Source organism: Streptomyces sp. NPDC037410 (assembly GCF_055602235.1).
In genome coordinates this window covers 119,577-143,275 of the sequence record NZ_JBVJWR010000020.1, presented here as the reverse complement: position 1 = coordinate 143,275, position 23,699 = coordinate 119,577, and the positions used below count along the sequence as shown (strand labels likewise).

Below are 23,699 nucleotides of genomic sequence, written 5' to 3'. Positions count from 1 at the left end.
GGCAGGTCCTTCCCCTGCCCCCCCCCCCCCACGAACGCGGGAGTCCCGTCGGCGCGCGGGGCGCCGACGGCACTCGTCGGGAGGAGGAGGGGGTCAGGGGCAGCTGATGCGGATGTCGCCCGGGTCGGTGGTGCAGGTGTCGGTGCCGGGACCGCCGTTGGCGGTGTCGTTGCCGGAGATCCCGTCGGTGGTGGTGAGGCGGTCGTTGCCGTAGTAGCCGGTCAGGGTGTCGTTGCCCGGGCCGCCGTTCATGGTGTCGTCGCCGAAGCCGCCGTCGAGGTTGTCGTTGCCGTAGTTGCCGTAGACGGTGTCGTTGCCGTAGCTGGCCCGGATGGTGTCGTTGCCGCCGAGGCCGCAGATGACGTCGTTGGCGAAGCCGCCGTTCAGGGTGTCGGCGCCGCTGGTGCCGATGATGGTGCAGCCGCGGGCGTTGTTGACCGCGGTGGTGGCGGTGGCGGTGTTGCCGGTGGTCACCGGGTCCGGCTGGGCGGCGCTGACGCCTGCCGTGTCCGTGAGGGTGCCGGTGGCGCGGGGTTCGGCCGTCACCGTGACCGTCGCGCTCGCCCCGGGGGCGAGGGTGCCGAGGGCGCAGTTCGCGGCCGTGGCGGTGGTCGTGCAGGTGCCCTGCGAGGGGACCGCCGAGATGAGGGTCCCGCCGGCGCCGGAGAGCGTGTCGTTCAGCGTGACGCCGGTCGCGGTGGCGGTGGAGGACGCGGCGTTGGTGACGGTCACCGTGTACGTGGCGCGGTCGCCGATGCTCACGGTGGTCGTACCGGACTTGGTCACCGACAGGTCGGCGTACGGCGGGGGCGGGGGCATGCCGCCGCCCTCGTAGCGGGCGAGGGCGAACTGGAAGCCCGCTCCGTATCCGGCCGCGACGATCTTGCCGTCCGGCTGGACGAGTACCCCGCGGGCCTCGTCGAAGTCGTTGAAGCCGGTGACCACGAAGCCGTCGCCGCCGAAGCTCGTGTCGACGGTGCCGTTCGTCTGGAAGCGGACCAGGCCGAAGTCGTTGGCCTCGGCGCTGCTGGGGTCGTCGGCCCGGCCGGCGAGCACGATCCTGCCGTCCTGCTGGAGCGCCATCGCGTACGCGAGGCCGCCGTCGCCCGGGAAGGCGACCGAGGTGCGTCCGGCGGTGCCGAATCCGGCGTCGGGGGTGCCGTCGGCGTTGTAGCGGAGGAGGGCGTAACCGGAGCCGCCGGAGCCCGCGGCGAGGATCTTGCCGTCGGGCTGCACCGCGGCGGCGTTGCCGAACTCGGTGCCGCCGAAGTCGGCGGTGACCATGCCGTCGCCGCTGAAGGTGGTGTCGAGGGTGCCGTTGGTGTTGTAGCGGGCGACTCCGATGTCGAAGGCGGTGTTGCCCACGTAGCCGACGGAGACGATCTTGCCGTCGGGCTGGAGGGCCATGCTCCGGGCGATGCCGCCGGCGTCCTGCGGGGAGGTGGGCGTGAAGCCCGCGACCACGGCCCCGTCGCCGCCGAGGCTGGGGTCGAGGTTCCCATTGGTGTCGACGCGTACGAGTGCGAAGCCGCCGCCGGCGCCCTTGCCCGCGGCGATGATCCGGCCGTCGGGCTGTACGGCGACGTCGGAGCCGTCCGCCGAGCCGCCGAACTCGTCGACCCGCACGAGGCCGCCGGTGCCGAAGCCCGTGTCCAGGCTGCCGTCGGTGTCGTAGCGGGCCAGGGAGAAGAAGCAGCAGCCTCCGCCCTCCTCCGCGACCACCTCGGTGGTGCCGGCCACGACGATCTTGCCGTCGGCCTGGATCGCCACGGCGTTGGCCGAGTGGGAGCCGCCGCCGAAGTCGCTGGTCACCGTGCCGCCGCTGAAGGTGGTGTCGAGGCTGCCGTCGGTGTTGTAGCGGGCGAGCGCGAAGCCCGCCTGACTCGTCCCCACCACGACCAGCTTGCCGTCGGCCTGCCGTGCGACGTCGTGGCCTTCCGCGGAGCCGGTGATGGGGGTCGTGACCCGGCCCGCGTCCCCGAAGGCGGGGTCGAGGTCGCCGGGGGCCGCGAAGGCCGTTCCGGGCAGGGCGAGGACGAGCGCGAGCCCGAGCGCGACCGGCGCCGCGGTCCTCCCGCCCGGTCTGCGGCGCCGTGCCGCGCGTCTGAGAAGTGCGTGGGTCATGGGTGGACGAACCTCCGTCTTCGCAGGTGAACAGGGAACATCCGCCAGCTTCGGGCCGTGGCCCCGCGCGCCCGCGCCGACCGTGCCGCACTGCGCCCCACTGGCCCCCGGTGAACCACCCCCGTGGGGGAGCGCGCGGGGGCGCACCGGCCGGGGGCGCCTCTGATGCGGCGTGAGGGCGGTCGGTTCGGTCCGGGGGTGATCCCCGGCGGCGGCCGAGGACCGTCCACCGCGTACCCTCGCCTGCGACGGTGGTGGCGGACAGACGGTGGCGGGGAACGGACGATGACTGAGGCGCCCGGGCAGGGTACGGAGCCGGCGACGGCGGCCCCCGCGGAGTCCGGTGACGTGGACAGGGCGCGCGCCGCGACCGTTCGGGTGTTCGTCGCGCTGGCCCCGCCCGACGACGCGAAGGACGAACTGGCGCGCGAGCTGGAGCCCGCGTACGAGGCGTACCCGCGGCTGCGGTGGAACCGGATCGAGGACTGGCACATCACCCTGGCGTTCCTCGGGGAGCTCCCGGTGGAGACCGTCCCCCTCCTGCGGCCGCCGCTCGCGGGGATCGCGGCGGTGCGGCGCCCGCTGGAGCTGGCGCTGCGCGCTGGCGGGCACTTCGACGACCGGGTGCTGTGGAGCGGCATCGAGGGCGACCTCGACGGGCTGCACCAGATCGCCACGGAGGTGCGGGCGGTCGTGAAGGAGTGCGGGATCCCCTTCGAGGACCGGCCGCTGCGTCCCCATCTGACGCTGGCCCGGGCCCGCCGCGACGATCAGACCTCCGTCCTTGAGGTGGCCGAGGGGCTCGCCGGGTTCACCGGCCGCCGGTGGGCCACCGAGCGCCTCCATCTCGTCGGCAGCAACTACGGCCGCGGTCCCGGCCCGATCCGCTATCGCGACATCGAGTCCTGGCCCTTCGCCCGGCGGTAGCCGAGAGCCGCGGTGGGTGGGGCGCTTCCGCCGTGTGCGACCCGGTCGCGCGCCCTCCGTACGACTTCACGCTCCGGCGGATGGCGTAAGCCCCGCTGGGCCCCGGCCACCATGATCAATAACGTGGCGCCCGGCGCGTGACCTCGCGTCTGTCGGACAGAGAAGGCAGCGACCTCCCGTGAGAATTCCGATGTCGAAGCGCATGACCTGGTTCACCGCGGCGACCGCGCTCCTCGCCGTGCTCGGCACCGCCCCGGCCGGCGCGGCCGACACCTGGCAGAAGGTCGGCAGTGATGCCCGCACCGGTGTCAGCGGCCTCGTGTACGAAGGAGGCACCGAGGGCGGGGACGGGGTGAACGCCCTGATCGTGCACGACAACAAGAAGCCCGGGCAGCCGCTGATCTCCCGGATCACCTACGCCCAGGACTCCGCCGTCGTCACCCCGCTCACGTGGGAGGGCGCGGAGCCCGTCGACCTGGAGGCCATCGATCCCATCCCGGGGCTGCCCGGGGAGTACCTGGCGCTCACCGGCCGCGGCATCCTCTTCCGCCTGAAGGTCGCCGGCTCGACGGCGACGGTCGTCGACTACACGCCGCTGCCGGCGATCGGCGAGGGCGACGACTTCGAGAGCTTCGCGCTCGTCGCCCGGGACGGGAAGTTCGCCGCGCTCTGGGCGGACCGGGGCGCCGGCGCGGGACGGCCCGCCACGCTGTACGCGGCGTCGCTGACGTTCGCGCCGTGGGGCCAGCCCTTGTTCGGCGCCGTCTCCCAGCGGAGCTACCGGTCCACGTACCCGACGGGCGACGGCACGCGGCACATCTCCGACATCGCGGTGACCGACTCCGGCCGGATCCTGGTCGGTTCGGCGGCCGACGCCGGTGACGACGGGCCGTTCGACTCGGCCGTGAGCGACGCGGGCCGGGTGACCCTGTCCGCGGCGGGCCGGGTACGGATCACCCTGGCGGCCTCGCCGACGGTCCTCGGCACGTTCCCGGGGTACAAGGTCGAGGCCGTGGAGTGCCTGCCCGGCTCCGCCGACGCCCTCCTCGGCACCGACGACGAGAACCTCGGCGGGTACGTGCGGACCGTGCCGATCTGCGCGGCCTGACCGGGACCGCGCGGCTGTGCGGCCGCCGCCGGCCGCACAGCCCTTCCCTGTTCCGCCGCCCGGACCGGGGCGCTCACCGGGTCGTGAGGAGGCCGGCCAGGGCGTCGGCGGTGGCCGGGTGGGTGGCGAGGAGTGCCACGCCGGGTCCGCCGGGGGCGGATGCGTCCGGCGCCGTCCAGCCCTCCGTGCGGCCCAGGAGTGCCGCGAGGGCGTCGCAGGTCGCCGGGTGGGCGGGGAGGAGTGCCGCGCCGCGGGGGCCGGTGGCCGCGGGGCGGGCCCTTGGGGCGGCCGGCTGGGCGTGCCAGGGCGGGACCCAGGTGTCCAGGGCCGCGAGCCGGGCCGGGAAGATCCGTCCCGCCTCGCGGATGAGCAGCGGGGCCAGGTCCGCGGCGGTCGAGCGGAGGGTCGTGATGAGGACCGGGAGCCACGGCAGCAGGACGGCGTCCGGGAGGCGCCCGAAGGCGTTCGACACGGCCTCCACCACGACGTCCGCGAGGCCCGGCACCGGCTCCAGGGCGTGCACGAATCCGCTCAGGTAGCGCGGATAGGCCGGCACGACCAGGGGGTTGGCGAGGAGCTCGTCGCAGCGGGCCCGCAGCTCGCCCCGGGAGAGCGTGCCCAGCTGCACCTGGGCCGCCCACAGCAGCGCGGTCTTCGCCGGGTCCGTCGGGTGCGCCTGGGCGACCGCCAGTTCCAGCTGGGTCCTGTCGCAGCCGAGGGAGAGCGCCAGGCTCTCCATGCTGAACAGGAAGCCCAGCATCGCCGCCACCTGCCCCACCGTCGCGTCCTCGTCGCGGAAGGCCGTCGGCAGCAGCGTGCAGTAATGGGCGTAACCGGTGCGGACGAAGGACTCGATCCACGGCGGCAGCACCGGCTCGCTGGTGCGGTAGTACGCGAGGAGGCGGCGCACCCGGCGCAGTACCTCCGGCGCCCCGTCGACCGTGCGCTCGCCCGCCAGGACGTCGAGGGCGCGGGTGCCGAGCTCGTCGGCGAGGCGCCGGCCGCCCAGGTACAGCGTGGCGTCCTCGACGGCCGCGAGGACCTCGGCGGTCGTCGCCCGCGGTCCGTACGCGGTACGGCGCAGGCGCTGCTCCAGGACCTGTTCGAGGCTCACGCCCTCGTAGCCGAGCTCGATGAGGGCCCGCTGGTGGGTGCCGAGCGCGAGGTCCCAGGACTCCTGGATCGACCGCTCGCCGAGCCGCCGCTCCCCCATGACGGGCCGTGCGGCGGCGGCCGGCAGCAGGCGGCGCAGCATCCACAGGACGTCCGAGCAGGCCCGCAGCTCCGGCCGGGAGGTCATGTCGAGCAGGGCGCGGCGCACCCCGCGCTGCTGGAGGTTCAGCTCCAGGGGTGCCAGGCGGTCGTGGACGTCGCGGGCGAGCGGCGGCAGGGCCTCGTAGCCGACCTGGCCGATCCGGTCGCCGCCCATCATGATCTCGACGAGGCGGCGCACGTCCCGGCGCCCGGGCACGCTGTCCTTCTCGATGCAGGTGACCGCGGCGTCCTGGAAGTCGTACGGCGTGGGCTTGGCCCGGTCCCGCATCCCGGCGAGCAGGATCGACGTCTCGAAGACGGCGATCGCGTCGGCGGTGGAGGCCAGGTAGCCGCTGCGGCGGGCGGCGCGGACGATGTCCACGGACCAGCCGAGCAGTTCGGTCTCGTCCAGGGTGTCGAGGACGGGCGGCCGCTGGAGGAAGCCGGAGAGACGGTCCTCGGCCGATGCCGCCGTGGCGAGCGCGGCGGGCGAAGGGGCGGCCTTCGTCGCCGGCTTCTTCGTGCCGGCCTGCCCCTCCAGGCGGTACGGCTTCACCCGGGTCCGCTTGAGGTTCTTCGTCCACTGCGTCGTGGCGATCGACACGGAGCCGGAGGCGAGGCCGAACTGGGCCTCGATGGCCGCGTTGCTGGAGGGGATCAGTCCGTACTGCCAGGTCGTGGCCGTACGCGGCGAGATCGTGAAGGTGTCGCTGCCGCCCGCGCCGAACTCGTCGACGCGGCTGGCCGCGTGGAAGGCGCCGCACACGTACAGGCAGTCCGCCGGGTCGGTGCCGGTCGCGGCCAGGTGCTCGCGCATCCGGGTCCACATGTACCGCTCGCGGTCCTCGTCGACGCGGACGCGGTCGCCGTCCCCCGGGGCGAGCCGCCGGAACAGGCTCCCGATGAGGAACATGACCTGCCGGTAGGTGTCGTGGTCGCTGTCGCCGAGCGGCACCTCGACGTACTGGTGCCACCACTCCGACCAGTGCCGCACCTTGCCGTGGCGCAGCAGGTGCTCCTCCAGTTCCGCGAAGCGCGGCCGCAGGTCGCCGATCTCGACGCCGACGGCCTCGCCGTGGAGCGCGGCCTCGGCGCCGTCCTCCTCGCGGGCGACCGGGGCCTCGGCGCGGTCGTGCCGCGGGTCCCACTGGAAGACGTGGTCGGAGGAGCGGTCGACGAGGACCAGTTCCACGCCGGGGGTGTCGAGGGCGTACGCGATGGCCTGGTACTCGGCGGAGGCCTCCGTGATCGGCGCGACGACCGACAGCGGTGCCCAGTCGTCGGGGAAGCCGTCGATGTCGCTCGCGAACGCCTGCACCGCCACGGGCAGCCGGCAGTTGCGCAGCTCGGTCAGGAGCGGCGTCATGTCCTCGCACAGCTCCAGGTACACGACCTTGGGCCGCTTCGCGCGCAGCCGGCGGGCCATGGCGAGCGCGGAGGCGGGCGAGTGGTGGCAGACGGGGAAGATCTCCAGCGGTTCCGCCACGGCGCGGTCGACGTCGTCGACCATGCCGAGCAGGATGTCCTCCAGGGCGTCCGCTCCCCCGGCGAACTCCGCCGCCGCCTCGTGCAGTTGACCGCGCAGTGCGGTGAACGGGGTCCCGGTCACGAGAGCTTCGCGATCGCTTCGCGGCCGCCTTCGAGGAACTCGGGCCAGGCGCCGCCCTCCTCCTTGCCGCGCGGCTCGACGACGCCGTGCAGGTACTTGTTGAGGATGGCCAGGTCCTCCGGCTCGCGCCGGGCGAGCGTGCCGACCAGGGAGGCGGCCAGGGTGCGGGCGGTCAGGGTGCGCTCGCCGAAGAAGTTGCCGTGCAGGATCGAGTCCTCGAGGACGCCGATCTGCTCGGCGGTCGAGAGGGCGGACTCCAGCTTCTCGTCGTCGCTTCCGGCCGCGGCGGCGGAGGCGCGCAGGTCGGCGAAGCTCTGGAGGAGGACGTCGAGGAGGGTGGGCGGCACGTCCAGCTCGATGGCGTGACGGCGCAGGAGCTCCTCGGTGCGGAAGCGGACGATCTCGGCCTCGCTCTTCTTGTTCGTCACGACGGGGATGCGGACGAAGTTGAAGCGGCGCTTGAGCGCGGAGGAGAGGTCGTTGACGCCGCGGTCGCGGCTGTTGGCGGTGGCGATGACCGAGAAGCCGGGCTTGGCGAAGACGATGTTCTCGCCGTCGGCGCCGTCGAGCTCGGGGACGGAGATGTACTTCTCGGAGAGGATCGAGATCAGGGCGTCCTGGACGTCGCTGGTGGAGCGGGTGAGCTCCTCGAAGCGGCCGATGGTTCCGGTCTCCATCGCGGTCATGATCGGCGAGGGGATCATCGACGCGCGGGACTGGCCCTTGGCGATGACCATCGAGACGTTCCAGGAGTACTTGATGTGGTCCTCGGTGGTGCCGGCGGTGCCCTGGACCACCTGGGTGGAGTTGCGGCTGATCGCGGCCGAGAGGAGTTCGGCGAGCCAGCTCTTTCCGGTGCCGGGGTCGCCGATCAGGAGCAGGCCGCGGTCGGAGGCGAGGGTGACGATGGAGCGCTCGACGAAGCTGCGGTCGCCGAACCACTTCTGCGGCACCTCCCGGTCCAGGCCGTCGGCGCGCTCGGAGCCGAGGATGAACAGGCGGACCATCTTCGGGGACAGGCGCCAGGAGAACGGCTTGGGGTGGTCGTCGATCGATTCCAGCCAGTCGAGTTCCTCGGCGAACTTGATCTCGGCGGGGGCGCGGAGCAGGTCGGACATGTGCGAAGCCTTTCGGTCTCAGGTCAGGAAGGTCTTGAGTTCGTGCACGAGCTTGCCGATGTGGCCGGAGATCACCGGGGTGCCGAGCGCCTTGAACCGCTCCCGGAACCAGGGGTTGACCTCCTGGCGTCCGGAGCTGGTCACCGAGCCCACGGGGATGAACCGGACCCCGGAGCGGTGGACCTCCTCGATGCCCTCGAACAGCGGCTGCGAGCGGCCGAACTCGTAGAAGTCGGAGATCCACACCATGACGGTGTTCTTCGGCTCGGCGATCTTCGGCCGGGCCATGGCCATCGCCACCGGGCCGTCGTTGCCGCCGCCGAGGTTCGTCCGCAGGAGCACGTCGAACGGGTCGCGCACCCAGGGCGTGAGGTCGATCGCGCGGGTGTCGTACGCGATGAGGTGGACGTCCACCTTGGGCAGCCCGGCGAAGATCGAGGCGAGGATGGTGCAGTTGACCATCGAGTCGACCATGGAGCCGGACTGGTCGACGACGACGATCAGCCGCTGGGGTGCGGTCCGGCGGACGGTGTGCCGGTAGGAGAGGCGGTCGACGTAGAGCCGCTCCTCCTCCGGGCTCCAGTTGGTGAGGTTCTTCCAGATCGTGCGGTCGAGGTCCAGGTTCCGGAAGACCCGCTTGGGCGGGACCGAGCGGTCGAGCTCGCCGACGGTGGCCTTCTCGACCTGGGTACGGAGCACCTCCGCGACCTCGTCGACGTACCGCCTGATCAGCGCCTTGGCGTTGGCGAGCGCCACACCGGAGAGGTTGCCCTTGTCGCGCAGCAGCTGCTCGATCAGGGACATGCTGGGGGTCAGCCGGGCGGCCAGCGCGGGGTCGGCCAGGACTTCGCGCAGGTGCATGCGCTGGACGAGGTCGGCCTCGATGGCGCCGAGTTCGGCTCCGAGGCCGCCGCCGGTGAGGGCGGCTCCGGCCGCCTTCCCGCCGCGCGGCCCGCCGGGCGTGGAACCGAGCGCCCGGTCCAGCCATCCGGCGTCCGACTGCCAGCGGGCCAGCTGTCCGGCGGAGACGGTGCCGGAGCCGGTGGCGAAGACGTTGAGCAGCAGCTTCGACGCGAGCGCCGCGCGCCGCACCTCGGCGGCCCGGTCGCGGGCGCCGTCCGGCTCGGGCTCCGGGGTCATCAGGCCGTCGAGCTCGGCGCCGAGCTCCGGGTGGCGCTGGACGACGGAGTCCACGGAGGCCCCGGGGTCGAGCAGTGCGGACGGCAGGCCGATGTCCTCGACGACGGCGAGGCCGGCCGCTTCCAGGGCGGCCTGCTCCTCGGGATCGAAGAGCCGCGCGAGCAGCCGCCAGTAGAGGACCTGCCGCCGGTTGTCGTGGGGGTCGGGCCGGGCGGGAGCGGTCGTCTCGGGGCCGGTCGCGGCGGCGGGCGCCAACGACTCAGGGCTAGTCGCGGCGGCGGGGTCCTGGACGGCGGGCGCCAGCGGCTCGGGGCCGGTCGCGGCGGCGGGCGGGGTCGCTTCGGTCATGAGCGCAGCAGCCTTCCCGCTCGCTCGCGCAGGACGGCGACCGCGTCCGTGGCCGCCTTCTCCGCGCGGACCCCGGCCTTGTCGGTGGTGCCGCCGGCCCACGCGCCCGCGTGGACGGCGAGGGTCTTCTTCCGGACGGTGGTCTCGACGGCGAGCGGCTGGAGGAGGAACTCGCCGGCGTCCCAGCGGAGGAGCCCGAGGCACGCGCCGGACGCGGCGATCGCCTCCGCGGTGAGGGGACCCGCGGCCGGTACGCGGTCGGTGTCGACGGCAAGCCGGTGGCCCGCCACCGCGAACGTCACCGTCCCGTCGTCCGCGCGCTCCGCCGCGTACCCCTCCAGGAGGACGGGGACGGCGAGGCGGACCGGGTGGCGGTCGAGCGGGGCGGGGACAGGGTCGGTCGCGGTGGCGAGGACGACCCGGGCCGTGGCGAAGGGGTCGGCGGGGTCGCCCACGCGGGCGCGTGCGTCGTCCCAGACGAGGTCGCCCTCGTTGGTGACGGGCATGCCGTCGAGCTCCATCGCGCGGCCCTCGCTCACCGCGCCGAGGAGCGACATGCGCGGCCGGAGCAGCTGCCAGAGCCCGGCGCCGACGACGGTGTCCGGCTTGGGCGCGGACACCGCCGCCCGGACGAGGCGGGGCTCCGTGCCGTCGGCCGGCTCGAACACGGCGTGGACCTGGGCCTGTACGGCGGTGGCGTGCTCCTGGACGTCGACGCCGAGCGGCAGCAGACGTCCGGTCGCGGTGGAACCGACGGGGGTGCGGGCGGCACCCGGCAGGGTCAGCAGCAGGGCGCGCGACCACAGGTCGGCCCAGCGGCGTACCGGGATCCTGTCCAGGGTGGCTCCCGGGCAGGAGGCGGCGAGTTCGGCCGCGAAGCCGTCGAGCAGGGTCGCCTGCCGGCGGAACGCGGGGTCCGGCAGCATCGCGGACACCACGGGCGCGGCTCCGCCGGCGAGTTCGTGGTCGAGGCCCTGCCACCCCGTGCGGGCGAGGTCGCACAGCCAGGCGCGGGCGGCGGCGAGCACGTTCGCGGCGGGCTCCTCCTCGTCGGCGGGCTGCTCGGGCGCCTCTGCGGCCGGACGGCCGGTGACGTCCGCGACGCGGGCCGTCAGGGCGTCGTGGACGGAGCCCATGAGCGCGGTGCGGGCGGCGGCGAGCGCGACGAAGTGGTCCTCGCCGGCGGCGCCGGCCGCGGTCTTGTCGGCGGCCTCGGCGACGAGGGAGGCGAGCGGCGTTCCCGCGAGGGCGTCCACGAGTGCGGCGAGGCCGTCCGTCTGCGCGGGCTGCGGACGGAGCAGGCCGGAGACGAGCACGTCGTCGAAGGCGTCCACGGCGGCCAGCGCCTCGTCGAGTCCGTCGACGGGGTCGGCGAGCAGGTCCGTACGCATCAGGCGACCGCCCTCGTCGGCGGGAACCACTGCATCTCGGGCAGCGGCGCGGTGGCGGACTCCAGTTCGAGATAGGCGAGGTGCCTCAGGAACCGGCTGAACACGGGGGCGGCGGCCGAGGTGTCTCCCTGCGCGGGCCGCGTGGCGGTCATCGCCGACAGGAGCGCCTGCGCGTCAGGTTCGCCGCCGGCCGTCTCGGCCTTCAGGTAGCGGGCGACGCGCCGCGCGCCGTACTGCAGGACGGCCTCGGTGACGAGGGCACGGAGGTGGATGCAGAACGAGCCGCGCGCGCCGCCGCAGGGGGGGTTGTTGTTGGTGCTGCACGCGAACGCGTACGTCCCGGCGGCGATCGAGGACACGTACACGCGCCCTATGTCGGACCCGCTGGACACCACGCCCTGCAGGCGTCCGTCGGCCAGCTCGACGAACGGCACCTTGGCGAGCTTCCGCGGTCGCGCGGGCGGTACCACCCGCGCCGCGCTCGACCTCTCCCAGACCGGCAACGCACTTCTCCCATGCACGTCGAAGGGGATGTTCACGCCGGAGCGGCGGAACATCCACAACGTAGCCCCGCCCACTGACAACGCCTCAGGACGGCGTGGGCGGCAGGGGCGGGAGGGTGGTGTGGTGTGGTGCGGGGCCGGGACCTGAGCGGACGCCCGGCCCCCGGGGTCCTAGTGGGGCTTCACGAGGACGTGGGCGGCGCCCGGGACGCCGACCTCCAGGAGCGCGTCCTCCTCGGGGGTCGTCGGCGCGCCCATCTCCTGCTTGAGGACCGCCCCGGACAGGGCCTGCACCCACAGGGCGCGGGGCCGGCGGCGCGCCTCCCAGACCTCCAGGGCCTCGGGGACGGAGCCCGCGGCGTCCAGGGACTCGGCGAGGACGAGGGCGTCCTCGACGGCCATCGCGGCGCCCTGCGCGAGGTGCGGGGTGGAGGCGTGCGCGGCGTCGCCGGCGAGCACCACCCGGCCCACGTGCCACGGTTCCTCGACCGTCACCTGGGAGATGCGGGAGTACACCACGGCCGCCGGGTCGGTGACCGCGCGGAGTGCCTCGGCTACGGGCCCGGAGAACACGGCGAGCCGCTCGGCGAGCTGCTCGTGCGCGCGTGCCGGGTCCGGCCGGTGGTCCTCGGCCTCGGCGAACACGGCGCCCAGGTACATCAGTTCGTCGGTGATCGGGGTGAGCAGGGCCTTCGCCTCCTTGCCCGCCGTGGCCATGAGGACGCCCCGCACGTCGGGGTGGCGGGGCACGGTGACGCGCCAGTTGGCGAATCCGGTGTACGCGGGCGCGTACCGGTCGCCGTAGAGGCGGGTCCGCAGCGGGGAGCCGATGCCGTCGAAGCCGACGACCAGGTCCCAGCGGCCGGTGGATCCGTCGGAGAGGACGACGCCGACTCCCGTGCCGTCGTCGTCGAGTTCGGTGACGGTGACGCCGAAGCGGATCTTCGCGCCCGCGGCGACGGCGGCGTCGCCGAGGACCTGGGCGAGGGCGGGCCGCGGGATGCCGTTGGCGGCGGGCAGGTCGTCCATGCGGGGCTGGGGTATCCGTGCCAGCGTGTTCCCGGCGGGGTCGGCGATCGTCAGGACCTCCCACTCGAAGCCCGCCGCGAGGCAGGCGTCGAGCACGCCGAGCTCGCGCATGACGTGCAGGGCGTTGGACGGCTGGATGATGCCCACGCCGAGGGCGTCGAGTTCCTCGCGGATCTCGGCCACCTCCACGGTGTGGCCGCGCCGGGCCAGGGCGGTGGCGAGGGTGAGGCCGCCGATGCCTCCGCCGTGGATCAGGACGCGCAGGGTTGATGCCATGTCGGAAAGCTCCAGGTCTCCAGTACAAGATCGAACACGGGCGCAGGAGTGTAACCCCGGGGTGCGGACCTGGGGTTGTGCAGGGAACGACCCGGGGTGCGGACCTCGGGTTGTGCAGGGAACGACCCGGTGTGCGGACCTCGGGTCGTGCGGGGGAACGCCCCGGGATTCACCCGGGCCCTGCGGCGCGCCGACGCGCGCTGTCGGGACGCGGGCGCGGAGCATCGCCATGCGAGGGCCTCGGGCGGGCAGGCGTCCAGCAGGTCGCCGACCCGCGAGGAGGAGTACGCCATGCCGCACCCGTGGCGCCGATGGAAGTGGTGGCAGCGGTGGAGGCGGGACCCGGTGGTGGTGCAGACGGTGCGCTCCACCGCCGCCGCGACGATCTCGTACGTCGTCGCGCTCCGGCTGAGTGCGGAGCCGGCGCCGCTGACCGCCCCGCTGACCGCGCTGCTCGTCGTCCAGGTGACGCTGTACTCGACGCTGACGACGAGCCTTCGGCGGGTGAACTCCGTCGTCGTCGGCGTCCTCATCGCCATCGCGTTCAGCGCGCTCGTCGGGCTCACCTGGTGGAGTCTCGCCCTGGTCATCCTGGCGTCGCTGGTCGTGGGCCGGTTCGTCCGGGTGGGCGAGTTCGTGCCCGAGGTGGCCATCAGCGCGATGCTGGTCCTCGGCGTGACGCAGGTCGCGAACACGGCGTGGGACCGGGTCCTTGAGACCTTGATCGGCGCGGTCGTGGGCCTGCTCTTCAACGTCGTGCTCGTCCCGCCGGTCTGGGTGGACACCGCCGGGGACTCGATCGTGGACCTGGCGCGGCGGATGCGCCGGCTGCTCCTGGACATCGGCGAGGAGCTGGCCGAACCGGGCCTCGTTCCGGGCGCGGCCTCCCCCGTGGAGCCCGCTCCCGTGGAGCGGGCCGAGGCGCGGCTCCACGAGGCGCGCCGCCTCGACAACGACGTGGCGGACGTCGACGCGGCGCTGCGTCAGGCCGAGGACAGCCTCCGGCTGAACCCGCGCGTGAAGGAGGGTCTGCTCCACCGCATCGTGCTGCGCACGGGCCTGGACACCCTGGAGATCAGCGCGGTCGTGCTGCGCGTCCTCGCGCGTTCCCTGACGGACCTCGCGAAGGAGCGGCAGGGGGCGCCTCTGGTGCGCCGGGAGGCGGGGCTCGCCCTCCGGGAGACGCTGCGGCACCTCGGGGACACCCTCGTGAGCTTCGCCGATCTCGTCACCTCGCATTCGAGCGACGGTGCGGAGACGGCGGAGGACCGCCTCGGCGAGCAGCTCGGCGCGGCCCGCGCCGCCCGGGACGGCGCCGCCGGACTCCTCAAGGCGGAGGCGGCGCGCGATCCGGAGCGCTGGCAGCTGTACGGGGCGCTGCTCGCCGAGATCGACCGGGTGCTCGACGAGCTCGATCCGGACCACCGCGGCCGCCGGCTGATGGAGGAGCTGGACCGGCACACGCGCGCGCGTGAGGAGCGGCGGCGGCGCGTCACCTCCCTCGCGGGGCGGGCGCGCCGTACGCAGTGACGGGCCGCAGGGCGCCCTCCTCGCGGAGGGAGTCCAGGGTCGGGTAGCCGTCGACGGCCAGGATCAGGTCGGTCTCGGCGAGGAGGGAGCGCAGGACGTGGACGATGCCGTCCTCGCCGCCGAGGGCGAGGCCGTACGCGTACGGGCGGCCGATGCCGACGGCCGTGGCGCCGAGGGCGAGGGCCTTCACGACGTCGGCGCCGGTGCGGACGCCTGAGTCGAAGAGCACGGGCAGGCCTTCGGCGGCGGCGACCACGCCGGGCAGCGCGTCCAGGGCGGGCAGGCCGCCGTTGGCCTGGCGTCCGCCGTGGTTGGAGCAGTAGACGCCGTCGACGCCGCCGTCCCTGGCGCGGCGGACGTCCTCCGGGTGGCAGATGCCCTTGAGGAGGATCGGCAGGTCGGTCAGTGAGCGCAGCCAGGCGAGGTCGTCCCAGACGAGCGGCTTGCCGAAGATCCCCGCCCATTCCGCGACGGCGGCGCGCGGGTCCTCCTCGGGGGTCTTGGCGAGGCGCGCCCGGAAGACCGGGTCGGAGGTGTAGTTGGCCAGGCAGTGTCCGCGCAGCTGCGGGAAGTTGCTGGTGGCGAGGTCGCGGGGGCGCCAGCCGGTGATCCAGGTGTCGAGGGTGACGACGATGCCCCGGAAGCCGGCCGCCTCGGCCCGGTGGACGAGGCTCTCCCCGAGGGCGCGGTCGGTGGGCGTGTAGAGCTGGAAGAGGCCGGGGGTGTCTCCGTACGCGGCGGCGACCTCTTCCATGGGGTCGGCGGTGAGCGTGGAGGCGATCATGGGGACGCCGGTGCGGGCGGCGGCGCGGGCCGTCGCGAGGTCGCCGTGCCCGTCCTGGGCGCAGAGCCCGATCACTCCGACGGGCGCCATGAACAGCGGGGACGGCAGTTTCAGGCCGAAGAGGTCGACGGACAGGTCGCGGGCGGCGGCGCCGACCATCATGCGCGGGACGAGGCCCCACTGCCGGAAGGCCGTGACGTTGGCCTCCTGGGTGTGCTCGTCGCCCGCGCCGCCTGCCACGTACGACCAGAGCGAGGGCGGCAGGGCGGCGCGGGCCTTCGTCTCCAGTTCGGCGAAGGTCATCGGCAGGGTGGGGGTGATGCCGAACAGGCCGTTGAGGTAGATCTCGTTCTGGTAGTCGCCGTACGGCTGAGGCATGGGGGCGTCGTCCCTTCCGGTCCCTCGTCGGGGCGCTCGGCTCGCCCGCGGTTGGTCCCCACCACCGTGCCCGTCACGCGCGCGCGTGGCCATGGAGCGGCCGCCAAGAGTGTGGTGCCGGGTTTTGTCGCCCGCGACAAGGACGACGGTGGCGTACGGGTGTCAGCGGGGCGTCTCTCCGCCGACACGGGTGTCAGCGGGGCGATTCTCCGTCGGCGGCCGCTCTCCCGGACCGGGCCGCGGCCTCCAGGTGGCGCAGGGCCCACCAGATCCGCATCATGTCCTCCGGCCGGCCGGGGTCGAGTCCGGTGGCCCGGGTGAAGGAGCGCAGCCGGTACCGGAGCGTGTTGGGGTGGACGTACAGGGCGGCGGCGGCCGCTTCGGCGTTCGCGTCGGCCGCGAGGTAGGCGTCCAGGCTGCGGACGAGCGTCGCGCGTCGGTTGCCGCTCGTGTGGCCGAAGCAGCGGTCCACCAGCTGTTCTCCGGTATCCGGGAGGGCGAGTACGGCGGCGTGCAGCGGGAGTTCGCCGTCGGCCACGGGGCGGCGGAGCCCGAAGGCGGCGGCGAGTTCGGCGGCCCCGCGCGCCCGGCGGTACGACTCGTGCGCGCGGGCCGGGAGCAGGGCGGGGCCGAGCCCGGCCGGGACGTGCAGGGAGTCGAGCCTGCCGGGCTCGGCAAGGCCGACGACGTGCCCGGTCACGGGCTCGACGCGCAGCGCCGCCGCGTGCTCGCGCAGCGGTGCTTCGGCGGCTGCGAGCTCGGCGTGGAAGGCGACGTACTCCTTGCCCGGGTCCAGGCCGAGGAGCCGGGTGGCCTCCGGCAGGGCGTCCGGTGGGAGGTCTCCGCCGAGCAACCGGCCGAGGAGCACGGCACGGTGCTCCTCGCCGTCCTCCGGCCGCTCCGCCTCGCGCCGCCGGTGGCCGCCGATCACCGCCGCCGACACATGGTCGCAGCACAGCCAGAAGTCCCGGGTCAGCGCGAGGGCGACGGCGGACTCGCCGTACCGCCCGGCCGCCGCGTACAGCGCGTCGAAGGCATGACGGGACGTGAGACGGAAGGCCTCCAGGAGCGGTTCGAGGGGGACGCCCTGGTCGGCCCGGCGGGCACCGAACTCCGAGAACTCCGTCCGCTCCCGCTCCGAGGGGTCGCGGCCCTCCGCCAGAGCGGCGTGCGCCGTCTCCATGACGGCGAGGAGTTCCCGTACCGTCTCCCCCTCGTCCAGGCCCCGGTAGGCGGGCAGGGCGCCGACGGTGGCGGCCGCGTCCGCGGCCACCCGGTCGAGCCGCAGCCCGGCCAGGACTTCGACCCGCGCGTCCCGGTGCTCCCTGTCCATGCGGGCCATTGTCGCCAGCCCGGCAGGGGCGGGAGGAATGGGGGTGCGAGGCCCTCCTGGTGCCGCGATCATGAGGGGATGGCACACACCTTCGACGATCTCGTCGCGGAAGCCTCCGCGGCCTCGGTCGACGGCTGGGACTTCTCCTGGCTCGACGGGCGGGCGAGCGAGGAGCGGCCCTCCTGGGGCTGTCACCGGCTCCTCGGCGAGCGCCTGGCGACCGCCTCGGCCGGACTCGATATCCAGACGGGCGGCGGGGAGGTCCTGGGCGGGGTCCCGGTGCTTCCGCCGACGATGGCGGCCACCGAGTCGTGGCCGCCGAACATCGCGCGGGCCACCGCGCTGCTCCACCCGCGCGGTGTGGTCGTCGTCGCCGATCCCGACGAGCCGCCGCTGCCCTTCGGCGACGCCGCGTTCGACCTCGTCACCAGCCGGCACCCGGCCACCGTGTGGTGGGCGGAGATCGCCCGCGTCCTGCGGCCTGGCGGCAGCTATCTCGCCCAGCACGTCGGCCCCGCCAGCGTGTGGGAGCTGGTCGAGTGGTTCCTCGGGCCGCAGCCCGAGGCGGCCCGGGCCCGTCATCCCGACGACGAGACCGCCGCGGCACGCGCCGCCGGACTCGACGTCGTGGACGTGCGTGCCGAGCGGCTGCGCATGGAGTTCCACGACATCGGCGCCGTGGTCTGGTTCCTGCGGAAGGTCATCTGGATCGTCCCCGGGTTCACGGTCGAGGCCCAGCTGCCCCGGCTGCGCGAACTGGACACGCGGATCCGCGAGGAGGGCCCGTTCGTGGCGCACTCCGCACGGACCCTGATCGAGGCACGGAAGCCCGCCGTCCCGGCTACTCCCGCGCGATGACCACGACCTGGTCCCCGGGATGCCAGTGCCGGACGTGCGCTTTGGGCGGGTTGACGCGCAGGCCGTCCCCGTCGGCGGCCGCGGCGCGGTAGCCGATGGCGCAGGAGCCCTGGCGGGCGGCCGATTCGGCGACGGTGGCGAAGGACGTCGTGCGTCCGGTCGTGACGTAGTGGGCCGCCGGGCGGATTCGGAGGGTGTTGCCGTCCGGGCCGAGGAGCTCCTCGAACACGGCGGTGAGATGGGGGTTCTGGGAGATCTGGGTCATCAGGAGCCCGATGAGCCTCCCGCTGACGACGAAGTCGGCGCCCGCGGCCGGTGGCGCGAGGAGCCGGTTGCGGTCGTCGGCGAACTCGGTGACGACGGGGAGGCGCCGGCCGCTCGTCTCCTGCCCGGCCCGCAGGTGGAGGAGGGTGACCAGCGTGCGGTCGTCCGGGTCGGTGCCGCCCGGCCGGCGGTCGGGGCCGAGCACGATCACGGCGTCGTACCGGGACAGGTCGAGCGCGTCCGTGGTCTCGCGCAGCGTGGGATCGCCGGGCCTGTGGAGCACGGACAGGTGCGTGCCGACGGCCGCGGTGACGGCGCGGACGCCGGTGACGGTGGCGGTGCGCGGCTCGGCCACGACGTCGAGGGCCGAGCCGGGCGGTGTACGGCGCGCCAGCTGGGCGGCGATCCGGGGTGCCCGGCGGTTCCATCCGAGGAGGAGGACCCGTTCGGGTCGTGCGGGGGCCGCGGGCGGTGCCTGGGTGAGCGCTGTCGGGTCGTAGGGCGCGGGGGTGACCGACAGCCGGGTCGACCGCTCGTTCTCGGCGATCACGAGGAGGGTGTCGTCGTCGCGGAGGGGGGTGGAGCGGGGCGGGTTGAGCGCGACGGTGCCGTCGCCGTGGACGATGCCGACGGCGGTGGACACCGGGCAGGCGCGGGCGGCCTCGTCGAAGGTGCGGCCCGATAACCCCGGGTCCCGGAGGGTGTGGAACTCGTGCCCGGCGAAGTCGAGGAGTTCCCGGTGGACGAGGGAGAGTCCGGGCTGTCGTGCGCAGTCGACGAGGAGCCTGGCCGCGATGTCGTCCATGTCGAGGACGGTGGCCCGGGGCCCTCCGGCCAGGCGGGCGGCGTGGAGGTAGCGGTCGTCGCGTACGGCGGCGACCACGCGCACGGGGTTGGCCTCCCCCACGGCGGCGGAGAGGGACAGCAGGGTCTTGACGACCTCGGTGTCGTCGCGGGGGTCGTCGCCGGGCAGGACCAGGACGCCGTCCGCGGTCGCCGGACTCACGCGCGCGAGAGCGGCGGGCTCGGTGGGCCGGCCGGTGCGGCAGACGATCCTGGTGCGGCCCGTGGCGCCGGCGCTGGCGCGGAGGTCCTCCTCCATGGCGGGTTTGTCGCGGTCGGCGAGGACCGCGATGACCCGGCGGCTCCGGTCGGTGCGGGCGGCGACAAGTTCGGAGACGACGGTGGGGAGCTGCTCGGACCAGCCGAGGACGACGGTGTGACCGCTCTCCAGGATGCGGGCGTGACCTCGGTTGAGGGCGATGAGGCGGTCGGTGAGACCGGTGGTGATGAGGCTGACGAGGGTGGAGACGTAGAAGAGCGCGATGAGGGCGAGGAGTACGGACAGGGCGACGCGCAGCGGGGGCCCGACCTCGCCGCCCAGGCGCATGGTCTGTCCGGTGTTGCGCCACACCGCGGCGATCCTGGAGCCGAGGGAGGCGGGGGTGCGCTGGTCGGTCCAGGCGAGGACGGTGCTGACGGGGACGACGAGCGCCAGACAGGCGAGCGCCAGCCAGCCGCAGAGTGCGGCGATGCCCCGGGTGAGGGTGGTGTCGAACCAGTAGCGGAAACGGTCTTCGGCGGAGTGGGTCCGGCGGCCGGACGGACTCCCGTCGGCGGACCGGAGCCTGACGGAGGACCGGGTCCGGTCGGGGGAACGGAGTCTGATGGAGAGCCAGGTCGGGTCGGAGGAACGGAGCCTGACGGAAAGCCAGGTCCGGTCGGAGGGCCGGGTCCGGTCGGAGGACCGGTTGCCGTCGGCGGGCCGGGTCCGGTGCGGGGGCGCGTCGGCCCCGGCCGGGGTGTCCCCGGTCCGGCCGGGGCCGGATCCCTGTGCGGCGGCCCGCTGCCCGGGTACGACCTTTTTGTCTTCTTTTCGCACGTCAGCAGGGTGCCGCCCCGCCGGCGACGGCGGGGCGGCATCGGGGCATGTTCATCCCTTCGTGATCAGGCGTACGGATCGAAGGGGATGCCGGCCGGCTTGGCCTTGGCGAGGTGCGCGGCGAAGTTCCCGTCCTTGAGGCCGAAGACCGCGCTGCCGAAGTCGGCCTGGGTGAGCTTCTCGCGGATGCCCGCCGGGTAGCCGTTCCAGCCGACCAGGCTGGGGAACTGCCAGGTGTGCTGGTGGTTCTCGGGCGGTTCGTCGTTGGTGTTCGCCGGGCGGAAGCAGTGGGTGCCGATGCCGTCCTTGTGGTAGACGACCTTCGGGTGGGTGCCGTCCCAGCGGATCTTGTCGCGGCCGTAGATGTTGAAGTTGCCGTGGGCGGAGGTGGAGACGTACTGGGCCTGGTCGTTCTGCACCCAGACGACCACGTGCTCCCAGTCGTGCCGGTGTCCGCCGAGGCTGCTGCCGATCACCGCCTGGTCCTTCTCGAAGTAGAGGCCGTAGATGATCGCGCACCAGCCGTTGTTGCACTTCTCGCGCGCGTACCCGTTGGTGTTGGTGAGGTCCGAGGCGTCATGGCACTGGCCGTTGAGGGCGCCGGAAGGGTTGAGACCGCCGTTGAGCGTCCCGTCGGGACCGATGGCGGGGGTGGGATAGCAGCCGTCCGTGTCGTAGTCGTAGGCGGGCTGGAAGGTCTGCTCCAGGCCGTCGGCGTTGGCGGGCAGGGCTGTGGGCGGTGCGGCGAGCGCGCTGCTCGGCAGGGCGATGATCAGCGCGAGGGCGCCGGCGAGGGCGAAGGTGCCCCTGGCGGCGTACGCGGGTGTCTTCACTACGTCCCCCTGGGTCGGTGGGCATGGGCCGAGCGCATCTTGGCATGCACACTCCACGTACGCGAGGGTGCGCGAGCCCGCCGGAGAAGCCTTCATCCGCCCGCCATGCCCGGTTGGCCGCCCCTACCGCAGCACAGCCACCCCCGGGCCGGCGCTCACCCCAACGCGGCCGCCCCCGGACCGGCCTTCACCCCAGCGCGGCCGCGACCAGGCGGCGGACCTCCTCGGCGGAGACCGCGCCGCCGTTCACCAGGCGGTCGAAGACCAGGCCGTCCACACAGGTGAGCAGGGTGACCGTACGTTCATGGGCGTCCGCGATGCCCTGGGCGGCGAGGTCCGTCGCCCGCGCCGCCCGCCAGGCCGGCCTGATGGGCCAGCAGCTCTCGCATCCCGTCGCCGTCTCCGTACGCAATGCGGCCCTGCGGGTGGCACCGGACCGCGCGGCTTCGCGCGCCACCTGCGGCACGCGGACTGGACGCCGCCGAGCCTGAACCCGGGAAACGATTAGACGATACGTATCGTCTCGTCTACGGTGGTCGTCATGACCACCGCTGCCTCTCCCGCCCACATCGCCATGTTCTCCATCGCCGCCCACGGCCACGTGAACCCGAGCCTGGAGGTCATCCGTGAGCTCGTCGCCCGAGGCCACCGCGTCAGCTACGCCGTCCCCGCGTCCTTCGCCGAGAAGGTCGCGGAGACCGGGGCGACGCCCGTCGTCTACACCTCCACGCTGCCGACGGACGAAGACCCGGACGCCTGGGGCACCGAGCTGATCGACAACCTCGAACCGTTCCTCGCCGACGCGATGCAGGCGCTGCCGCAGCTCGCCGAGGCCTTCGACGGGGACCGGCCGGACCTCGTGCTCCACGACATCACGGCCTATCCTGCCCCCGTCCTCGCCCACACGTGGGGCGTGCCCGCCGTCTCGCTGTGGCCGAACCTGGTGCCGTGGGAGGGGTACGAGGAGGAGGTCGCCGAGCCGATGTTCGCCGAGCTCAAGGCCTCACCGCGCGGCAAGGCGTATTACGCGCGCTTCGAGGAGTGGCTCAGGGGGCACGGGGTCGGCACCCACCCCGACCGGTTCGTCGCCCGCCCCCGGCGCGCGCTCGTCCTCATCCCCCGGGCCCTCCAGCCCCACGCCGACCGGGTCGACGAGTCCGTCTACACCTTCGTCGGCGCCTGTCAGGGCACCCGCGCCGAACAGGGCGCGTGGCAGCGGCCGGACGGGGCGGAGAAGGTGGCCCTGGTGTCGCTCGGCTCCTCCTTCACCAAGCAGCCCGGCTTCTACCGGGACTGCGCGGAGGCGTTCGCCGGCCTCCCGGGCTGGCATGTCGTCCTGCAGATCGGCAGGTTCGTCGACCCCTCCGAGCTCGGCGAGCTGCCGCCGAACGTGGAAGTGCGCTCCTGGGTCCCCCAGTTGGCGATTCTCCGTCAGGCCGACGTCTTCATCACCCACGCGGGCGCGGGCGGCAGCCAGGAGGGGCTCGCCACCGGCACCCCCATGGTGGCCGTGCCGCAGGCCGTGGACCAGTTCGGGAACGCCGACATGCTCCAGGCCCTGGGGGTGGCACACCATGTGCCCATGGAGGAGGTCACCCCCGAGCGGCTCCGGGAGGCCGTGCTCGCGCTCGTCGACGACCCCGAAGTGGCGTGCCGCGCACGGGAGATCCAGGAGTCGATGGCCCGCGAGGGCGGCACGTCCCGCGCCGCGGACCTGATCGAGGAGGAGCTCGTCCGGACGGGCTCGGAGCCCCGGGGCGAGGCGTAGGGTCCGTGTCATGTCCAAGACCGAGATTGACCAGGTGACCGCCGAGTTCTACGGCGCGTTCGACAACCGGGACGGCAAGGCCGCCGACGTCGACCGGATCCGGCGGCTCGTGCTGCCCCAGGGCGTCATCGTCTGCACCGCGCCCACGTTCACCGCGTACTCCGTGGAGGGGTTCATCGAGCCGCGCGAGCGGCTGCTCTCCGACGGGCGGCTCGTCGAGTTCTCCGAGTGGGAGACCACCGAGGAGACGCGGATCGTGGGCGACATCGCCTCCCGGATCGGCACCTACCGCAAGTCCGGGGTCCTCGAAGGCAAGCCCTACGAGGGCGGGGGCACCAAGACGATGCAGTTCGTCCGGACCCCGGACGGCTGGCGCATCGCGGCCCTCTCCTGGTTCGACACCCCCTGACCGGGGCGACGGCCCGGTCGGCGAGGTCCGCGAGCGGGACTCCCCCGCGTGCGCACCCGCCAGTTGAGTACGGGTGCTCATGTCCGGGGCCCGGGGCGCGCCGGACGATGGGGGCGTCAGCGTTCCGCCTCGGATTCAGGGGGCTTCCCGTGCTCAGCCGTATCGCCGCCCACGTCGTCCCGTTCTTCGGGCGGCTCACCGTCACCTCGGACCCGGGGGCCCGGGTCGAGCCGGGCAGCATCCTCGTCGTGAACCACACATCGCTCGCCGACCCGGCGCTCGTGCTCGCCGCGCTCCGCAGGCGGCTGGCCGTCGAGCCCGTCCTGCTCGCCACCTCGGGCCTCTGGCGGATCCCGGTGCTCGGCCGGGCGCTGACGCGCGAGGGCCACGTGCCCGTCCACCGCAACTCGGCGCGGGCCGCCGCGGCCCTGGACCACGCGGCGGTCGCGCTCGCCTCGGGGCGGCACGTGATGCTGTACGCCGAGGGGCGCATCCCGCCGCGCCGGGACGCCGCCGAGAACCCGCCGGAGATGTTCCGTACCGGCCTCGCGCGGCTCGCGCGGGCCACCGGGGCGCCGGTCGTGCCGATCGGTCAGGCGGGGGCCCGGCGGATCACCTCGGGCGGCCGGGCGAAGCAGCTCGCGGGCGTGCTCACCGCGCCCGTCCGCAGGCCGGGCCTGCACGTCCACATCGGGGCGCCGCTGCACCTTCCCGACGACGTGGCCGCCGCGACGGAGCTGGCGCACGGGGCCGTGACCGCGGCCTGGCGGACGGCGGCCGGAGCCCTGGGCGAACCGGCGGCCCTCGTTGAGGGCCCCCGGCGTCGGAGCTGA

General features: G+C 74.0%; 17 protein-coding genes and 2 pseudogenes. 8 read left to right on the top strand and 11 right to left on the bottom strand.

Going from position 1 to position 23,699, the window contains the following annotated elements:
• Positions 1–93 precede the first annotated feature (93 nt).
• On the bottom strand, positions 94–2,124 hold the full coding sequence (locus tag ACZ7HT_RS29140; RefSeq protein ID WP_471171341.1) for a calcium-binding protein: 2,031 nt from the start codon (positions 2,122–2,124) through the stop codon (positions 94–96).
• Positions 2,125–2,409: 285 nt separating this feature from the next.
• Between ACZ7HT_RS29140 and thpR the strand changes: the two genes are divergently transcribed.
• Positions 2,410–3,051 (top strand): RNA 2',3'-cyclic phosphodiesterase, encoded by a 642-nt coding sequence (gene thpR, locus ACZ7HT_RS29135; protein ID WP_471171339.1) that lies wholly within the window; start codon positions 2,410–2,412, stop codon positions 3,049–3,051.
• Positions 3,052–3,241: 190 nt separating this feature from the next.
• A complete protein-coding gene (locus ACZ7HT_RS29130) occupies positions 3,242–4,159 on the top strand; it encodes a hypothetical protein (protein WP_471171338.1) in 918 nt (305 codons plus the stop codon).
• Positions 4,160–4,232: 73 nt separating this feature from the next.
• Here ACZ7HT_RS29130 and ACZ7HT_RS29125 read toward each other — a convergent pair whose 3' ends face one another.
• The 6 genes from ACZ7HT_RS29125 to ACZ7HT_RS29100 form a co-directional block, all read right to left on the bottom strand.
• A complete protein-coding gene (locus tag ACZ7HT_RS29125; protein ID WP_471171348.1) occupies positions 4,233–6,944 on the bottom strand; it encodes a DUF5682 family protein in 2,712 nt (903 codons plus the stop codon).
• A 74-nt stretch (positions 6,945–7,018) separates the two neighbouring features.
• The gene (locus tag ACZ7HT_RS29120) at positions 7,019–8,140 is read right to left on the bottom strand and encodes an ATP-binding protein (protein WP_471171336.1); all 1,122 of its coding nucleotides are present in this window, start codon (positions 8,138–8,140) and stop codon (positions 7,019–7,021) included.
• Between the two features lie 18 nt (positions 8,141–8,158).
• Positions 8,159–9,628, bottom strand: a complete 1,470-nt coding sequence (locus ACZ7HT_RS29115) for a VWA domain-containing protein (protein ID WP_471171334.1) — start codon at positions 9,626–9,628, stop codon at positions 8,159–8,161.
• Positions 9,625–11,019: a hypothetical protein gene (locus ACZ7HT_RS29110; protein WP_471171333.1), complete on the bottom strand. Its 1,395-nt coding sequence runs from the start codon at positions 11,017–11,019 to the stop codon at positions 9,625–9,627. The genes ACZ7HT_RS29115 and ACZ7HT_RS29110 overlap by 4 nt, the downstream gene beginning before the upstream one ends.
• Positions 11,019–11,576 (bottom strand): hypothetical protein, encoded by a 558-nt coding sequence (locus ACZ7HT_RS29105; protein ID WP_471171331.1) that lies wholly within the window; start codon positions 11,574–11,576, stop codon positions 11,019–11,021. Before ACZ7HT_RS29105 ends, ACZ7HT_RS29110 begins: the two co-directional genes overlap by 1 nt.
• A 117-nt stretch (positions 11,577–11,693) precedes the next feature.
• Positions 11,694–12,827 carry an FAD-dependent monooxygenase gene (locus ACZ7HT_RS29100; protein ID WP_471171330.1) on the bottom strand — a complete coding sequence of 378 codons (1,134 nt, stop codon included), beginning with the start codon at positions 12,825–12,827 and terminating at the stop codon, positions 11,694–11,696.
• Between the two features lie 291 nt (positions 12,828–13,118).
• Between ACZ7HT_RS29100 and ACZ7HT_RS29095 the strand changes: the two genes are divergently transcribed.
• Positions 13,119–14,357: an FUSC family protein gene (locus ACZ7HT_RS29095; protein ID WP_471171329.1), complete on the top strand. Its 1,239-nt coding sequence runs from the start codon at positions 13,119–13,121 to the stop codon at positions 14,355–14,357.
• Here ACZ7HT_RS29095 and ACZ7HT_RS29090 read toward each other — a convergent pair.
• Together ACZ7HT_RS29090 and ACZ7HT_RS29085 are read right to left on the bottom strand one after the other, a co-directional pair.
• Entirely contained in the window at positions 14,320–15,519 is a 1,200-nt protein-coding gene (locus ACZ7HT_RS29090) for an alpha-hydroxy-acid oxidizing protein (protein WP_471171328.1), read from the bottom strand. The genes ACZ7HT_RS29095 and ACZ7HT_RS29090 overlap by 38 nt on opposite strands.
• Before the next feature lie 193 nt (positions 15,520–15,712).
• The gene (locus ACZ7HT_RS29085) at positions 15,713–16,852 is read right to left on the bottom strand and encodes a helix-turn-helix domain-containing protein (protein WP_471171326.1); all 1,140 of its coding nucleotides are present in this window, start codon (positions 16,850–16,852) and stop codon (positions 15,713–15,715) included.
• Positions 16,853–16,930: 78 nt separating this feature from the next.
• On the opposite strand from ACZ7HT_RS29085, the gene ACZ7HT_RS29080 reads away from it, so the two are divergent.
• Positions 16,931–17,710 (top strand): class I SAM-dependent methyltransferase, encoded by a 780-nt coding sequence (locus ACZ7HT_RS29080; RefSeq protein ID WP_471171324.1) that lies wholly within the window; start codon positions 16,931–16,933, stop codon positions 17,708–17,710.
• On the opposite strand, the gene ACZ7HT_RS29075 is transcribed toward ACZ7HT_RS29080, so the two are convergent.
• Both ACZ7HT_RS29075 and ACZ7HT_RS29070 read right to left on the bottom strand, forming a co-directional pair.
• The gene (locus ACZ7HT_RS29075; protein WP_471171323.1) at positions 17,694–19,856 is read right to left on the bottom strand and encodes a CASTOR/POLLUX-related putative ion channel; all 2,163 of its coding nucleotides are present in this window, start codon (positions 19,854–19,856) and stop codon (positions 17,694–17,696) included. The two genes, ACZ7HT_RS29080 and ACZ7HT_RS29075, sit on opposite strands and share 17 nt — an antisense overlap.
• 65 nt (positions 19,857–19,921) lie before the next feature.
• Complete coding sequence (locus ACZ7HT_RS29070) at positions 19,922–20,632, bottom strand: NPP1 family protein (RefSeq protein WP_471171347.1); 711 nt, start codon at positions 20,630–20,632, stop codon at positions 19,922–19,924.
• 386 nt (positions 20,633–21,018) lie between these two features.
• Between ACZ7HT_RS29070 and ACZ7HT_RS29065 the strand changes: the two are divergent.
• The 4 genes and pseudogenes from ACZ7HT_RS29065 to ACZ7HT_RS29050 all read left to right on the top strand — a co-directional run.
• Positions 21,019–21,197: pseudogene (locus ACZ7HT_RS29065) on the top strand (FAD-dependent oxidoreductase); the annotation flags it as partial.
• A pseudogene (mgt, locus tag ACZ7HT_RS29060) lies at positions 21,161–22,457 on the top strand (macrolide-inactivating glycosyltransferase). The pseudogenes ACZ7HT_RS29065 and mgt, both read left to right, overlap by 37 nt.
• Before the next feature lie 10 nt (positions 22,458–22,467).
• Complete coding sequence (locus tag ACZ7HT_RS29055; RefSeq protein ID WP_471171321.1) at positions 22,468–22,866, top strand: nuclear transport factor 2 family protein; 399 nt, start codon at positions 22,468–22,470, stop codon at positions 22,864–22,866.
• Between the two features lie 149 nt (positions 22,867–23,015).
• Entirely contained in the window at positions 23,016–23,699 is a 684-nt protein-coding gene (locus ACZ7HT_RS29050; protein WP_471171320.1) for a lysophospholipid acyltransferase family protein, read from the top strand.

Coding starts and splice junctions, on each gene's coding strand:
- ACZ7HT_RS29115 (WP_471171334.1), bottom strand. CDS start 9,628: ATGACCGAAGCGACCCCGCCCGCCGCCGCGACCGGCCCCGAGCCGCTG.
- ACZ7HT_RS29100 (WP_471171330.1), bottom strand. CDS start 12,827: ATGGCATCAACCCTGCGCGTCCTGATCCACGGCGGAGGCATCGGCGGC.
- ACZ7HT_RS29140 (WP_471171341.1), bottom strand. CDS start 2,124: ATGACCCACGCACTTCTCAGACGCGCGGCACGGCGCCGCAGACCGGGC.
- ACZ7HT_RS29080 (WP_471171324.1), top strand. CDS start 16,931: ATGGCACACACCTTCGACGATCTCGTCGCGGAAGCCTCCGCGGCCTCG.
- ACZ7HT_RS29085 (WP_471171326.1), bottom strand. CDS start 16,852: ATGGACAGGGAGCACCGGGACGCGCGGGTCGAAGTCCTGGCCGGGCTG.
- ACZ7HT_RS29055 (WP_471171321.1), top strand. CDS start 22,468: ATGTCCAAGACCGAGATTGACCAGGTGACCGCCGAGTTCTACGGCGCG.
- ACZ7HT_RS29105 (WP_471171331.1), bottom strand. CDS start 11,576: ATGTTCCGCCGCTCCGGCGTGAACATCCCCTTCGACGTGCATGGGAGA.
- ACZ7HT_RS29110 (WP_471171333.1), bottom strand. CDS start 11,019: ATGCGTACGGACCTGCTCGCCGACCCCGTCGACGGACTCGACGAGGCG.
- ACZ7HT_RS29130 (WP_471171338.1), top strand. CDS start 3,242: ATGTCGAAGCGCATGACCTGGTTCACCGCGGCGACCGCGCTCCTCGCC.
- ACZ7HT_RS29120 (WP_471171336.1), bottom strand. CDS start 8,140: ATGTCCGACCTGCTCCGCGCCCCCGCCGAGATCAAGTTCGCCGAGGAA.
- ACZ7HT_RS29090 (WP_471171328.1), bottom strand. CDS start 15,519: ATGCCTCAGCCGTACGGCGACTACCAGAACGAGATCTACCTCAACGGC.
- thpR (WP_471171339.1), top strand. CDS start 2,410: ATGACTGAGGCGCCCGGGCAGGGTACGGAGCCGGCGACGGCGGCCCCC.
- ACZ7HT_RS29095 (WP_471171329.1), top strand. CDS start 13,119: ATGCCGCACCCGTGGCGCCGATGGAAGTGGTGGCAGCGGTGGAGGCGG.